The 13,445-nt window shown below is 53.3% G+C and carries 12 protein-coding genes and 3 pseudogenes; 4 read left to right on the forward strand and 11 right to left on the reverse strand.

Annotated elements, in window-relative coordinates; genetic code table 11:
* Positions 1–220 precede the first annotated feature (220 nt).
* Entirely contained in the window at positions 221–517 is a 297-nt protein-coding gene (locus tag IDH41_RS27695; protein ID WP_190866990.1) for a hypothetical protein, read from the forward strand.
* Positions 518–540: 23 nt separating this feature from the next.
* Positions 541–2,382, forward strand: a complete 1,842-nt coding sequence (locus IDH41_RS27700; protein ID WP_190866992.1) for an S-layer homology domain-containing protein — start codon at positions 541–543, stop codon at positions 2,380–2,382.
* A gap of 119 nt (positions 2,383–2,501) precedes the next feature.
* On the opposite strand, the gene IDH41_RS27705 is transcribed toward IDH41_RS27700, so the two are convergent.
* From IDH41_RS27705 to IDH41_RS27730, 6 genes are all read right to left on the reverse strand, one after another.
* Positions 2,502–3,482: an S-layer homology domain-containing protein gene (locus IDH41_RS27705; protein ID WP_190866994.1), complete on the reverse strand. Its 981-nt coding sequence runs from the start codon at positions 3,480–3,482 to the stop codon at positions 2,502–2,504.
* An 18-nt stretch (positions 3,483–3,500) separates the two neighbouring features.
* On the reverse strand, positions 3,501–5,684 hold the full coding sequence (locus IDH41_RS27710) for a choice-of-anchor I family protein (protein ID WP_190866996.1): 2,184 nt from the start codon (positions 5,682–5,684) through the stop codon (positions 3,501–3,503).
* Positions 5,685–5,879: 195 nt separating this feature from the next.
* Positions 5,880–6,248, reverse strand: coding sequence for a VOC family protein (locus tag IDH41_RS27715; protein ID WP_190867008.1), 369 nt, complete (start codon positions 6,246–6,248; stop codon positions 5,880–5,882).
* Between the two features lie 53 nt (positions 6,249–6,301).
* The gene (locus tag IDH41_RS27720) at positions 6,302–6,769 is read right to left on the reverse strand and encodes a MarR family winged helix-turn-helix transcriptional regulator (protein ID WP_190866998.1); all 468 of its coding nucleotides are present in this window, start codon (positions 6,767–6,769) and stop codon (positions 6,302–6,304) included.
* Positions 6,770–7,365: 596 nt separating this feature from the next.
* Positions 7,366–8,160, reverse strand: coding sequence for an SDR family NAD(P)-dependent oxidoreductase (locus IDH41_RS27725; RefSeq protein WP_190867000.1), 795 nt, complete (start codon positions 8,158–8,160; stop codon positions 7,366–7,368).
* 114 nt (positions 8,161–8,274) lie between these two features.
* Positions 8,275–9,300, reverse strand: coding sequence for an AraC family transcriptional regulator (locus IDH41_RS27730; protein ID WP_190867010.1), 1,026 nt, complete (start codon positions 9,298–9,300; stop codon positions 8,275–8,277).
* A gap of 174 nt (positions 9,301–9,474) precedes the next feature.
* Here IDH41_RS27730 and IDH41_RS27735 point away from each other — a divergent pair.
* Positions 9,475–9,657 (forward strand): annotated as a pseudogene (locus IDH41_RS27735) (MerR family transcriptional regulator); the annotation flags it as partial.
* Between the two features lie 41 nt (positions 9,658–9,698).
* Positions 9,699–9,935, forward strand: a pseudogene (locus IDH41_RS27740) (short-chain dehydrogenase); the annotation flags it as partial.
* A gap of 113 nt (positions 9,936–10,048) precedes the next feature.
* Here IDH41_RS27740 and IDH41_RS27745 read toward each other — a convergent pair.
* From IDH41_RS27745 to IDH41_RS31865, 5 genes and pseudogenes are all read right to left on the reverse strand, one after another.
* Positions 10,049–10,555: a hypothetical protein gene (locus tag IDH41_RS27745; RefSeq protein WP_190867002.1), complete on the reverse strand. Its 507-nt coding sequence runs from the start codon at positions 10,553–10,555 to the stop codon at positions 10,049–10,051.
* Positions 10,556–10,624: 69 nt separating this feature from the next.
* The gene (locus IDH41_RS27750; protein ID WP_190867004.1) at positions 10,625–12,022 is read right to left on the reverse strand and encodes a sensor histidine kinase; all 1,398 of its coding nucleotides are present in this window, start codon (positions 12,020–12,022) and stop codon (positions 10,625–10,627) included.
* Between the two features lie 2 nt (positions 12,023–12,024).
* The gene (locus tag IDH41_RS27755; protein WP_190867006.1) at positions 12,025–12,678 is read right to left on the reverse strand and encodes a response regulator transcription factor; all 654 of its coding nucleotides are present in this window, start codon (positions 12,676–12,678) and stop codon (positions 12,025–12,027) included.
* A 241-nt stretch (positions 12,679–12,919) separates the two neighbouring features.
* Positions 12,920–13,195: pseudogene (locus IDH41_RS32235) on the reverse strand (ATP-dependent DNA ligase); the annotation flags it as partial.
* Positions 13,177–13,326 carry a hypothetical protein gene (locus IDH41_RS31865; protein ID WP_263364610.1) on the reverse strand — a complete coding sequence of 50 codons (150 nt, stop codon included), beginning with the start codon at positions 13,324–13,326 and terminating at the stop codon, positions 13,177–13,179. The pseudogene IDH41_RS32235 and the gene IDH41_RS31865, both read right to left, overlap by 19 nt.
* Positions 13,327–13,445: the final 119 nt, after the last annotated feature.

The following is a 13,445-nucleotide window of genomic DNA, read 5'->3' on the forward strand; positions in this document are numbered from 1 at the left end:
CTTTATTAATGAAATTAACAAGACACCAATGAAGACCGTAGATAGGCTATGCATTCAACTATGAATCTTGAGTACCGTCTATATAGACGGAGAGATCCGTTTTACAATAGCGAATGAATAGACAATTTTGCCCATTTTTCGACATTCTCACTACCAATCCTCACGGAGCCCGGCGGGCTGCGCGCCGAATACATCGGGCGCAACGGTGGCCGATGTAGCCTTGGTTGACGCCGAGGTTACGGGCAAAGACAACGTAGGCGGATTAATCGGATTCGCGGACAATGTCTCGGTTAGCGGGATCGCCGTGCAGGGCGCCGTAACCGGCAATAGCGAGATTGGCGGATTGGTCGGTACGTTGAATCTGCCGGCGTCTACGGTTGCCGAATCGTATTCCGCCGCCGCCGTTAGCGGCACGTCTGATACCGGCGGATTAATCGGCGTTAACAATGGCGGTTCGGTGTCGCAGTCCTTCTGGAATACGGAGAGCAGCGGCCAGCCCGCTTCCGCGGGACGGTGACCGCGGCGGGAGCCGCCGTTACGATGGATCGCGGCTTCGACCAAAATATCGGCGTCTACGTCGCGACGCTGAGCGCGCCCGCAGCCGAGGCGACGATCGTGACATCGGCGTCCGACGCGGGAGCTTCCGTCACCATAGACGGCGAGGCCGACGGAAGCGTCGCGCTGGGGCTTGGCCGCAATCCGGTCGACATTCGGGTCGAGGGAGCCGGCCGCCTATGGGAGGGCGTCTACCGCCTTGCGATTGACGTGCCGACGCCTGAGCCGGCGGTCATCCAGGCGCCGGACAACGGCCATTACGGCATCGGCGATCAGCTTCTGTTCACGGTCGCGTATGATCACCCCGTCGACGTAACCGGAACGCCGTCGCTTCCGTTTCAGATTGGCGCCGATCCGGGAAGCGCCGACAGGTCTGCCTTATATGCCGGCAAGCCGGACGGGCAGCCCGAGCGGCTGACATTCATCTATATGATCCAATCGGGCGACTTGGACATGAACGGCCTAACGCTCGGCAGCGCGATCGAAGCCCCGGCCCCGGCCGCGATTACGGCGCTCGGCGAAGCGGTATCGCTTGATCTGCCCGGCCCACCTAGCATGACCGGCATTCTCATCGACGGCACGGTCCCTACGATCGGACTGACGCCGTCGACGACGGCGCCTACACGCGATGCGGTTACCGTCACGGTAACGACGGACGATACCGGAAGCGGCGTCGCGGCGCTCAAGTGGGCCGAAGGCGCTCAAGTCCCATCCTACTTCGCAAGCGGAGGGACGGCGATTGCCGGAGGAACGTTCCAAGCAGCCGAGAACGGCACATACACCGTCTATGCGGAGGATGGGCTCGGGAATGCCGCGGTTGCCACGATTGCCGTGACGAATATCGAGACTTCGCCTCCGCCGAGCCCATCGCCGGGAACGAACGAACCGCCCCGCGGCAAGTTGTCTTACGTCGTCCCCGGTCAAGCCTATACGCTCACTTTGGACGGCATGACGCTGCACATTCCGGCCGATGCGGTGAAGCAAGCGATGACCATCACGATGCGGAACGCGACCGGCGACGCGAAGCGGTTGCTCGGCTTCGGCCAGCGGCTGCTTAGCGATGCGTTCGACTTAACGAAAGACGTATCGGGCCATCTCGCGGTTCCCGTTCAGCTGCGCGTCCAATTGACAAGCGACGCGCTCAAGGAGATGGAACGGCCGGCCTTATTCTACTACGACGAAACCGCCGAACAATGGATAGAAATCGAGAGCAAGCTCGAGGGCGGCGGCGTCACGGGAGAGACGGATCACTTTACGCTGTTTGCCGTCATGCCGGCAGCCGAGCCGGAGAAGACGTTCGCCGACATTGCGGGACATTGGGCGGAGGACGAAATAACGGAAAGCGTCGCGAAGGGCTGGGTGAGCGGCTATCCGGACGGCACCTTTCTTCCGGACAATCCGGTCACGCGGGCGGAATTCGCCGTTATGCTGAGCAACGTGCTGCATTGGCCAACCGGAAGCGATCTGACGTTCAAGGACGCCGCAAGCATCCCCGGCTGGGCAGGCGGCGCCATCGCATCGGCTGTCCAAGCGGGCATCGTTAGCGGCTATCCGGACGGCACCTTCCGTCCGGGCGCGAGCATTAGCCGCATGGAGACAGCCATCATGATAGCGCGAGCCGCAAGGCTGATCGCCTCCGAAGCCGAACGGACGGCGTTCGCGGACGACGGCGACATCGCCGATTGGGCCAAGCCGCTAATCGAAGCCGCTCGCGAAGCCGGCCTCGTTCAAGGGCTTGAGGGCAACCTGTTCCAGCCGCAGAAGGTTACGACGCGGGCGGAAGCGGTCGTGCTGCTGCACAGGCTGGCAGGCGATTCAAACGAATAAGAAGAAAGACCGGGAGAGCCGCCGCTCGCCCGGTCTTTCTTCTTATCGGAGACGACTTCTCGATCGCCTCGGCCGTTCAACCTTCTTCGATCGGCACTGTAATTCGTTGCGTGAAGATGCTAATCCACGAAAGGAGCGACGATCTTCGCGATTTCCGCTCGCGTGATCGTTTTCTTCGGATTGACTTTTCCATCAGGCGTTCCTTGCAGAATACCCGCCCGGGTCAGCGCTTCGATCGCCTCTCTCGCCCAATCCGATACATCTGCGCTGTCCGTATACGCCGGAGCGCTTGTCGTCACGGGCTGCAGCTTATCCTTCACCGCGCGATACAGCAGGACGAAAGCCTCCTCGCGCGTCATTTCCTTATCCGGGCGGAAGCTTCCGTCCGGGTAGCCGGATACGATGTTCATCGCGCTCAAGCTTTTTACATACGTACTGTACCAGACATCATTCGGCACGTCCGTAAATGCCGGCGAACTGCCTGCATCCTCCAGACCGAGCAGTCTGTACAGGACGGCCATATATTCCGCTCTGGACATCCGATTATCCGGCTTGAAGCTGCCGTCCGGCATCCCTTCCAGAATGCCCGCTTTCGCCAGCTTGCCAATGGCATCCGACGCCCAGTGATCCGATACATCGTTAAAGACCGGAGCTTCAGGCTCGGGCGTCGGTTCCGGCGTAGGCTGCGGCGTCGGCGTCACGGGCGGCGGGTTCGACGGACCGCCGTCCGGGGAGCTCACCTGTACCGTCGCCTGGACGACTTGATCGCCGGATCCGGCATAAACCGTCATGGCGCCGGTAACGGTATTGGACGGGACGGTGAACGTGAAGCTGTATCGGCCTCCCGCATCGGTCCGTACCGCGTCGAAAGCGGCGAGCTTGCCTTCGCCGTCGATCGCCCGGAGCGTAATCCAGGAGGAAGGCTCGAACATGCCGGAAGCCGTCAATTCGGCGCCTTTCATTACGCTTGTTTTATTCAAGCTTAAGGTCGGCGCGGCGGCCAAAGCGACATTGCCGCTCGCGGGGACAACGGTCGCCGCCGGTACGATGGCCGTCGCAATCATCGCGCTCAGTATAAGTTTTTTCCATTTTTTATTCATCGGTTGCGCTCCTATCCTTTAGTGCAGCACGATAGGCTGTTGGTCAGGATCGTTGGAAAGCTCGTCAACGACATACACTTCCACTTTATCGCCGGCTCTCACGTTGAATTGCGCTTCCGCCGCAAGCGTCTGGACATCGAAATCGCCCCGAATGGCGCTTATGCCCACTTGTTCGCTGCCTCTGCTATGCTTGAACACCACGGTTTCCGAACCTGCGTGGCCCAATACCGCCGTGACGGACGCGCCAAACGTGCGCCAGCCGGATACGCCCGGGTTAACGGTCATTCTCACAATGCCGCCTTCTTCGGAGATCGCGTAGGTATCGGCATCTTGGGAAGCTTCCACAGCGAATGCGGCAAGTTCATCCGTGATCGAAATTTCGAACACCGCCAGCGTTCCCGATACTTCATTGCCGGTCAGCAGCAGCGGCTTGCCAGTCGGGCTATGGTCGGCGGAGACGAATTTCAGGCCTTCCGGACCGAGGTCGCCTCCTCCGTCTTCTTCAAGATCCCTCATATTCACGAAGTTGACAAACTTCGGCGCTTCGGGATTCGTTACATTGTACACCATCAGTGCGCTTTGCCTTTCCAAGCCGACGAACGAATACGTTTGGTCTCCGATGGCGCCCAGCTCTACATATTCCGGCTCGGGGCCTTTGGAAGGACTGCGGTCGTCGAAGACGTTCTCCGCATGATCGCTGTTGAACAGTTCGGGAACGAAGGCTTTGGCCGCTTGTTCGAAATCGTCGCGGCTGTCGAATACTTGCTGACCCTGTTCGCCGAGTTTGCTGACGTCCCAAATCGAGAACGAGCGGCCACCATACGCGTACAGCGCGCCGAAATGCGTCGTACCCGTATCGGGGTCCTTGTACACGGCGTCCGACACCGAATTCATCAGCTGCAAGCGGCCCAGCTTGGCATCCGCCGACAGCGCTCCGAGATCCAACGCATCAAGCTCTTCCTGCGTTGTGCCGGGATAATACTGAGCGTCCAGCTCCATGACGTTGCCCTCTTCCGGACCCTCATCGCTATAGATGTCTTTGAATCGAACTTCATCGGTTGCGAGATTCGGCTCATTCTCTTCATCGAGGGTTCCGTCTCCCCATTCGCGGGCGTCCCCTTCATTGGCCGTGAACAGGTACGTCTTGCCGTTGATCGTCTTCAGCGCCATGCCGTCCGGCATGTAGGCGCCCAGAACGGGGTAGCCGCTTTGAATATTGATTTCGGAAGCGTCCTCCTCCGGATCACGGTCCGACGGGTCCAGCTTGTTGAAATCGAGCATGTAATTTTTAAAGCCCAGACCGTATACGCTCGTAAAGGTTTTGCTGTCCAAATCGAGCACGGCGATGGCGTTATTCTCCTGAAGACCGACATACGCGGTTTCGCCGTCTTCGGCCACCGTAATATATTCCGGCTCGAAATCTTTTGCCCAATCCGCAAGGGTCAGCTCTTCTCTCGGGATATAGCCGGTCAAAGCGCCGTAGCGGACATTGCCGTCGATCGCGTCCGTCGAAGGGAGATCGTTGAAGTTGGCGCTCGTTACGACGGCGTGGATGTCTCCCGTTCCAATCTGCACACTGTCTCCCGTGCTTTCGTCGAACAGATCGATGATCGACACGGAGCCTTCCGGATCAATGTTATAATTGTCGTCGGCAGGTTCGCCTTCGTTGGCGACGAGGAACCGTCCGCTGCCGGTTGACGTATTTGTAAAGGTGATCATATCCGGCAGCGCGCCGACTTCGACATAACCGAGGTATTCGCCCGATTTGCTGAAAAAAACGACGCTCCCGTTATCGGTTTTTACGGAATTCGGCACGGCGGCCGCAATCAAATCCAGCTCCGGATGGACCGCAATGCTCGTGACGTCGCCGAACAAACCTGGACTCGGGCTATGGTCGGCGATCGAAATTTTCTCGCTGGCTTCGAGCGCTTGGTTCGGCACGCCGCTCTCCAATCCCGACAGATCGACGATTTCAAAGGAACTGGCGGCGCCGTTGATCAAATACACCTTGCGGCTCTCCGCGTCGTAGCTGACGATTTCGGCGCCAGCCTCGTCAAGCTCCGCCCCCGTGCTGTAACCGCCGATTTTCGTGAGCGTAAGCTCGTCGGTAGGCATCTCCAAGGCGCTGACGGCGGGCGCAAGGCTTGTGAGCCCAAGGGTCAACGCCGTTACCCCGGCTAATTTGCTCCACATTTTCAACATGATCTTCCCCCTATATTACCTTTATATTACTTTTCAAAAGTAACTTTTAAATATTAATAGAGTGTTAACGGAACTGTTATTATATTGTAAATTTCGCCAAGACAAGACAGGTTCCGCAATCTAGAAACGCCAACCGAAAAAAAAGAACCTTCCATTCCACTTTATTCGTGGTTGGAAGGTTCTTTTTTGCGCGCATTAGGCGCGATAGTAAGACAACACCCAGCAAACGCCGTTGCGGTCGGTCACGATCGCCAGCAATCCGTCGAAGGGCGCTTCGTACACGTCGGTATTCACCGTACCGCCGGCCGCGAATTCGCCGAAAATCGCGCGGAACGTCTCCTCCGTCCCGATTTTCAAAAAAACTCTCACATAGTCGCCTTTCCCTGCGGGCTGCGCCGCTTTCGCATCGGCGAACTTAAGAATGGCTCCCTCTACATGCAGATCCGCATTGAGCACGTCTTCCCCTTGCTTGCGAAGAATGACGATCTCTCCGCCAAACACGCTCTGGTAATACCTGATTTCGTCCTTGCAGTTATCCACGACGATAAACGGATGGGCAATCATCTTTTTCATCCTCCTCTATTGTGTTGGTCTCGCGACACGGCAGCTACTCCCGCTTATTTCGGCCCTTCCTCCCGCTCGCTCAAATTGCGAAGCACGATCTTCAGCAGCCGCAGCAGCGAGTCATACTCCTCGTCGGTCATGCCCTTGCCGGTTATGCCCTTGATACGATCCAGCGCTTCCTGCACCTTCGGCGCCGTCTCGCGTCCCGCTTCCGTCAAATAAAGCAGATGGTAGCGGTTATCGGCCGGATCGGGCTCCCTGCGCACATACCCTTCCGCTTCCAGCTTGGCGATCGCCTTGGCGGTCGTCGTCTTGTCGATGAGCAGCCGCTCGCTCAGCGCCTTCTGCGTCGTGGGCTGCCCATACGCAATGGCCATCAGAAAAATGTACTGCCCGCTTCCGATCCGATACGGCGCAAGCTCGGCGGAAATCAATATTTGCATATGGCGATAAATCGCCGATATGTATTGCCCGTGGGATTCCGTCCTGCCGCCGCCATTCGGCTTCCAATGCTCGCTCATGGTTTTCACCCCCACCAATAGAATGCTATTGCAACTAATTTCACTATACGTCAAATAGAATGTTATTGCAACTATTTTTTTCGATGCCGAGCAGCCGCCTAGTACGGGCGGCTGCTCGGCCTTTCTGCCTTATAACTTGATCTCAATCGCGCGGATATGCGCATTATTCTTGTTAACTGTAAGGATGATTTTGTTGGAAAATGCCGCGAAATACGCCAAAGCAGAGGAGGCGAGCCGTTCATCGTCTTTTTTGGCGAAGTGATTCCGGTCAAAAACGGATAAGACAAAGGGGCTGTCTCAACAGACCATGAACCGGCCTGAGAGATAGCCCTGTTGGCTTCGATGCCATGAGACGGCGATACTAATTTCAAAAAATGAAACTAAACCGCTCTATACTTCACGCCCACCTTATTTAGTTTAAATACTTGAGTTTAAACGGCTCCATTCGCCTGATACCTTACGATATTAGCCGACTTAGTTTCAAAATTTGAAACTAATCGTCTACGAAGCCCCTTCTATCGCATTTAGTTTCAGTTTTTGAAATTCAAAGTGAGCTATCCCAATCGCGAGCAACGAAATGCGCTGTCGGTTCGAGGTCAAAAAATCGTCGGCACCATGCCCCCATCCATGCGGATCGGGGAACCTTTGAACGCGGCTGCGTAAGGACTGCACACGAATGCGGCCAGCCTGCCGATCTCGTTAGGCCTGATAAATCGCTGCAACTCGGATTGCGGCAGGTTTGACGCCATGAAGGCTTTCTCTTTATCCGCAAACGTCATGCCTTCGTCGGGGTACATCCCCTCGATGATTCGCTGCACGTTCTCCGAGAGCGTCGGGCCCGGCATAATCGCATTGACCGTCACTTCCGTTCCTGTCGTTAATTTGGACAGGCTTTTCGATAAGGATAACAGCATCGATTTGGTCATCGCATACTGCGGCATCAGCCCTGAAGGCATAACCGCTTCTTCGCTCGCGATAAAGAGGATGCGTCCAAAACCGTTTTGCAGCATGGTAGGCAAATAAAATTTGCATAATGCGTTCGCGGCCAGAACGTTCGTGCGGAAATACGTCTCCCATCCTTCATCGTCGACGTCCTCGTACCGCATCACTTCATAAATGCCCATATTGTTAACGAGAAGATCAATATCGGGGTATCGTTCGAATAAGGCTTTTCTTTGCTCGGCATCCGCCAGATCGGCCGCGGCATTCCGGGGATCGGTAGCCGGGAAAGCCGACTTTAATTCAAGTACGGTCCGTTCCGCTTCTTCATGATCGCGTCCGTTAATAAGGACATGAACGCCTTCTTTGGCAAGTTCTATGGCAATGGCTTTCCCAATGCCCTTCGTCGAGCCCGTAACCAAAGCCGTTTTATCTTTTAATCCCATATCCATCCTGTCGTTCTCCTTTTCTTGTGCTCCGGATAGGGATTATATTACCTTGCCCGGCCCGCCGGGTAACTAGCCTGCTGCGCCAACGTTCTTGCTTAACGCGCCAAATGATAAACCTCATGAACGATTGGCCGGGCTTGCGCCAACATGTTCCGTGCGCCAATGGGAAGGCGTGACGCCTTCCCAGAAGCGGAAGGAGCGGTAGAACGAGTTCTGGTCCTCATAGCCGAGCAAGAAAGCCACTTCTTTAATATCGAGCGACAGGTCCGCCAAATACTCCCGCGCCAGCTCATGTCTCGCCTGCGTCAGCAGCTGCTTGAAGCTCGTATTCTCTTCCGTCAGCCGGCGCTGGAGCGTGCGGTCGCTCATGCCGAGCTCCTTCGCGACGGCCTGAATGTCGGGCCGCCCTCCCGCGAGGCTGCGCTTCATGATCCATTTGACCGTCTCGGTCATGGAACGATCGCGATGCAGCTCGTCGAGCGATCGATCCAGCGCGGGCGTCAGAATAGCCAGCAGCTCCTCGTTGTACGAGAGGAAGGGACGGTCCAGATCGCTTCGATGCAGCGTCAACCGGTTATGCGCCGCGCCGATTAGGACACGGCAGCCGAAGTACGCTTCCAGCGTCCGTACGTTGCCCATGTCATGCGAGAATTCGACGAGCCGCGCCGTTAACGGCTGCCCTGTGCCCCGGCGCCCAAGCTCCAACAGGAAAGCCAGCGTAATGCCGACCAGCATCGGTGGCACCGGCTGCCCGGCATCCAGCCAATCCAGATCGATGACGCAACGATCGCCCTCCTCGGTCATCCGCAAGCTTTCGGGCGGGCACAGTACCTTGTAACGGGCCATTCGTTTCAAAGCGTCGCGATAGTCGCGCGCGTGATAAGTCGCCAAGACGGTCGGCGGGTATTTTGCGGTTTCGAAGGCGGTCGCAAGCTTGATGATCCCCTCCGCCATGTCGCCGGCGAGATCGGAATACGCCTGCCAGATCGCGAAATATTGAGCGGCGGTGACGGCCGGCTCGGCTACAACGGCGAGCGGCAGCCGTGCTTTGCGGGCTGCGTCACGGGGAGCAATCCCCAGTTGGCGCAATCCGTCCCAAAATCCCGGCGGGATTTTGATTCGGTCGGAGATAGGCGCCTTCATGCGTGAGCCGCCTGCTCCCGGTCCCTCGGAAAAATCCATTCAAGCATCCCCCTCCTTCACAGCTTAAACTCACCATAAAATAGCACAACCGGCATGAAGAAGCCACTTGTGCATGGTTTGCTTTTGACAGACAAAAATCAATCTTGACTTAAACCATGGTTTAAGTCGTATCCTATACCTGTCGACGGAATCAACGAACGTTATTATGAAAAAAAAGGACTGCTCCCGCTGATCGAGCGCGACGAAGCCGGCAGGCGGTTATTTTCGGAAGACCAAATGGCTCTCCTCGAAACCGTTATTTGTTTAAAAAACACGCATATGCCCATAAGCGGCATTAAGCAGTATATGGATTGGGTCGCTGTTCGCTCCGTATTTTGCAGCCAAAGAAGACGCGGCAATCGTTAGCAGTCATTGAAGTCGCGCCGCCGGCAGTGAATACCGATTTGGGCGGATCGGGGCTGCACACGCATGGAGAACCTTTGGATGCCTTCGCGGACGGCATATTTAAAGGATTGCAAGAGGGGAAGAAGGAAATCGGTTATGGTTCTTCCGTGAATCGCTTGCGCATGTCGCGTGACGAAGTCGACGAATATGCAGCCAAGATGTATGAAGCATTGAAAAATACAATTGAATAACGATGAAAACTCCTCATACCTTATGGCCTCCCTCCATCTCGGACAGATTGATTTATCAATAATAAAACACCTCGGGTCGTATAAGCTTATACGACCCAAGGCTTCATGTCGATTTAATTGGCTCCTTCCGGTGCCGTTGGATTTTTCTCAACCGAATCGATTTCTCCGGTTTCGGCGTTTACAAATGCGGTGTAAATATCGTTCATCTCGATGCCGATATCTTTACCTTCCTTTAAGTCCCGCTTCGCTTTGAGGAGCTCCTCGTCGGAATAATTGTATGTTTGATCTTCAAAGGTTACAAAATAGAACGTTCCTTCCCTGTCTGCTCGGGTGCTCAAAGTATAGGTAATATTCATGCCGCTTAAGGAAACCTTGAATTTTTCTTGAATCGCTTTCTCGGCATTCACAACCGCTACCTTTTCGTTCACCGGCACATCTTTGATTTGAATCCCCGGCACTGAACCTGGGCCGGCAATTTCAGGCTGCTGATGTTGGCCGATGACCTCCACCTGTTGAGCCTCTTCACTTGTAGCCGCATAAGTCGTCATAATGCCGTTTCCTGCAATCAAAGCGAATGCTGCTCCTACAGTCAGTACAGTTGCGGTAATCTTTTTTTTCATCTTCATGGCCTCCAATATTTTTTAGTTGTTCGTAGCTACAAACCAACTATAATAGAGCCGCGTTATGAACTAATCTTCAAGTTGTAACGGAGTTGTAAAATAAACGGAGACCCTTGTATATTCATTTTCTTTGGAATCGATTTGCAGGCTTGCATGATGGAGCCGGGCAATCTGATTGCAGATGGACAAGCCAAGCCCAATTCCACCCAGTTCTTTTGAACGGGATCGGTCTACTACATAGAACGCTTCTGTAATTTTCGCAATGTCCTTCTCGGGTATGCCTCTTCCATAATCCAACACTTCAAGCACAACGCCTTCGCCGTAATGGTAGCTTCTCAATTGGATCTCCCCCCCGAACGAGGAAGCTTTTATGCTGTTTTCGACTAAATTAATGAACAAGGACTGCAATAATTCTTGATCCCCATTGACTTTGTCGGCCGAGCACTCCATTCTTATCGTCATTTGCTTCGCCTCTAGCCGATGCCGCTCCATGTTTGCCACGTATGAAAACAGATTCTCGATAGGAACAGGCCCTAAGACGACCTCTTCACTCTTCAAATATAACAATTGCATCATTTTTCCCGAGAGGACGTCCAGCCGCGCAATATGCTCATGAATGTATCGGACCGCCATTTTTCGTTCTTCCTCATTATAATTGGCATGATTCAAAAACTCGCTATATCCCTTGATAGCCGTAATGGGTGTTTTTAGTTCATGAGTGAGGTTGTTGATGAATATTTCCTTGTCTTCGCTCGCCTTTTTGATTGTTTCAATATGGTTGGAAACCGCATCGGCCATTCGGTTGAAATCTTGCGCCAATTCCCCGAATTCGTCGTTCCCTCCCGCTTTCACTCGTTGATCATACGCTCCCGCGGCAATCGCCTTTACGCCTTTGTTTAACCTGCGGAAGGGTGCGGTTAATTGAAATAATAGAACAATAAGCGCTGCCGATAAAATCAAAGAAATGACAACACTTAATGTAATGAAATACTGCCGTAACGTAACATAATAATCCTGTAAATAATCGGAATTTCTAGAGATAACGAGTTTTAAATGCTGGAACTCCATTTTCCCGCCGATAAACAGCCATAGCTCATCGTTCATCTTTCTGTATACGGATTGATATGGATCCCCATGCAGCTCAGGCCGGTCCCCTGCAAATTGATAGGCATTGGAAAAGATCAATCGATCCGCTTGGTAAACCTCCAAAAGGATATCCTGTTTGTAATAATTTGCTGCGAAACCGGCAATTACCGTTTCATAGTTGGTACTGCCAGTACGTTCAGTATATACGCGAAGGATATAGCTTAACGATTGTTCGATGCTCCCGTATACGCTCACGCCTCTTGAGATATCCAGCTGTTCGTTCAGCTCGTAGCTCTTTTTCAGAAGTCCATAGGCGCCAAGGTCGAAGGCGATCAGAAATACAAACAATACGCACAGATACGTTTTCTGCCAGAATCTCACCTCTACACCTCAAGCCTGTAACCGTATTTATAAACCGTTTTGATCCGGGTCTCCCAATTCAGCTTCTTTCTCAGCTTCTGAATATGCACGTCAACGGTTCTCGTATCTCCATAAAAATCGAAACCCCATGTCTGCTCAATAATTTTCTCGCGGGATAGCGCGATATTTTTATTTTGTACAAGAAGGTCCAATAATTGGAATTCCTTATTCGTTATTTCGATTTCTTGTCCATGAACGGTCACCATATGCTTATCCAAATCTACGATGGTGTCATCCAGCCTGAATTCGTTTGGGGCCTTCTGGTTTCTTCTTAAAATGACATGGATACGAGCGATGAGCTCCACGGCTTCAAAGGGCTTGACGATATAATCTTCCGCTCCGATCTCCAGGCCATGCACTTTATCCGAAACCGTATTTCTTGCCGTTAAGAACATAACCGGTACGCCCCGTTTCACAATATCCTGCACGATTTCAAAGCCGTCTCTGCCGGGCAGCATCACGTCCAGAATAACTAAATCGATTCGCGTCTCATTTAAAGTTTGTAGAACTTGATCCCCGCTGTACAATTGGACATACTCATGCCCGACCATCTTTAAATTTACGGCAATCAAATCGTTAATCGCCTTCTCATCATCTATAATCAGTATTTTCGCCATATGCATACACCTCTACCCCATGATAGCAATTCTGAAATGAATAGTTATCATAGAGTTGTAAAATTGTTTATCCTACCGCCTTTATTGAACCTGAATTCAGAAAGCTCATAAAGTCAAGCACTGTCGATGGCACACTTAGGAAATATCAACCAGTTTTGGAGTGACGAATGGCCTAACGCAACACAATTTAACTAATTATGACCGGATTACGATGCAACACAATTGTTAGCGTACGTTTTCGTTAATTTGCTGTCTCTACCCCGTATAGCGGAAAATCCACCATGGTTTTTCCGCGATAGCTCAGCACGTCGAAAACAATAAACGTACATGGATTCTGCATCGCAGCTGCTTTCACATGACGGGGCTTGCTCGTATTAATACGGCCCAGGATCGCCTCAAAATCTTCAGCAAGCGGATTCGGATCATAACAAACGACTTCTCCGTCGAGCACTACATCGTCTTGGAGCCGCATATCATCGAGCTCAGGTAAACGACCGGTTAGATCGGTGCCATGTCGCGTAAATAGTAGCTGCCTTCCCCCTTTCGGATCAGCTGCAAACGGACACCGTTGGCCTTCGGCTCGAAGTAATGGTCAATGGAGTCAAACGGATCCACCTTGGTATCGAGCAACATTGAATCAATTTGCATGCCATCACCTCACTTCTATTTTAGCGTGCTGCAAAAAAAAAAATCTATATCGGGTACCGCCAACAAACGCGGAAACGTACGCTAAGCTTACGTTCTGCCAAGTAATCGCTGGCCGTCGT

The sequence above is a fragment of the Paenibacillus arenilitoris genome, from assembly GCF_014705655.1.
Lineage (GTDB): Bacteria > Bacillota > Bacilli > Paenibacillales > Paenibacillaceae > Pristimantibacillus > Pristimantibacillus arenilitoris.

Coding starts and splice junctions, on each gene's coding strand:
- IDH41_RS27730 (WP_190867010.1), bottom strand. CDS start 9,300: ATGAAGGCGCCTATCTCCGACCGAATCAAAATCCCGCCGGGATTTTGG.
- IDH41_RS27755 (WP_190867006.1), bottom strand. CDS start 12,678: ATGGCGAAAATACTGATTATAGATGATGAGAAGGCGATTAACGATTTG.
- IDH41_RS31865 (WP_263364610.1), bottom strand. CDS start 13,326: ATGCAAATTGATTCAATGTTGCTCGATACCAAGGTGGATCCGTTTGAC.
- IDH41_RS27745 (WP_190867002.1), bottom strand. CDS start 10,555: ATGAAAAAAAAGATTACCGCAACTGTACTGACTGTAGGAGCAGCATTC.
- IDH41_RS27720 (WP_190866998.1), bottom strand. CDS start 6,769: ATGAGCGAGCATTGGAAGCCGAATGGCGGCGGCAGGACGGAATCCCAC.
- IDH41_RS27700 (WP_190866992.1), top strand. CDS start 541: ATGGATCGCGGCTTCGACCAAAATATCGGCGTCTACGTCGCGACGCTG.
- IDH41_RS27715 (WP_190867008.1), bottom strand. CDS start 6,248: ATGATTGCCCATCCGTTTATCGTCGTGGATAACTGCAAGGACGAAATC.
- IDH41_RS27705 (WP_190866994.1), bottom strand. CDS start 3,482: ATGAATAAAAAATGGAAAAAACTTATACTGAGCGCGATGATTGCGACG.
- IDH41_RS27710 (WP_190866996.1), bottom strand. CDS start 5,684: ATGTTGAAAATGTGGAGCAAATTAGCCGGGGTAACGGCGTTGACCCTT.
- IDH41_RS27725 (WP_190867000.1), bottom strand. CDS start 8,160: ATGGATATGGGATTAAAAGATAAAACGGCTTTGGTTACGGGCTCGACG.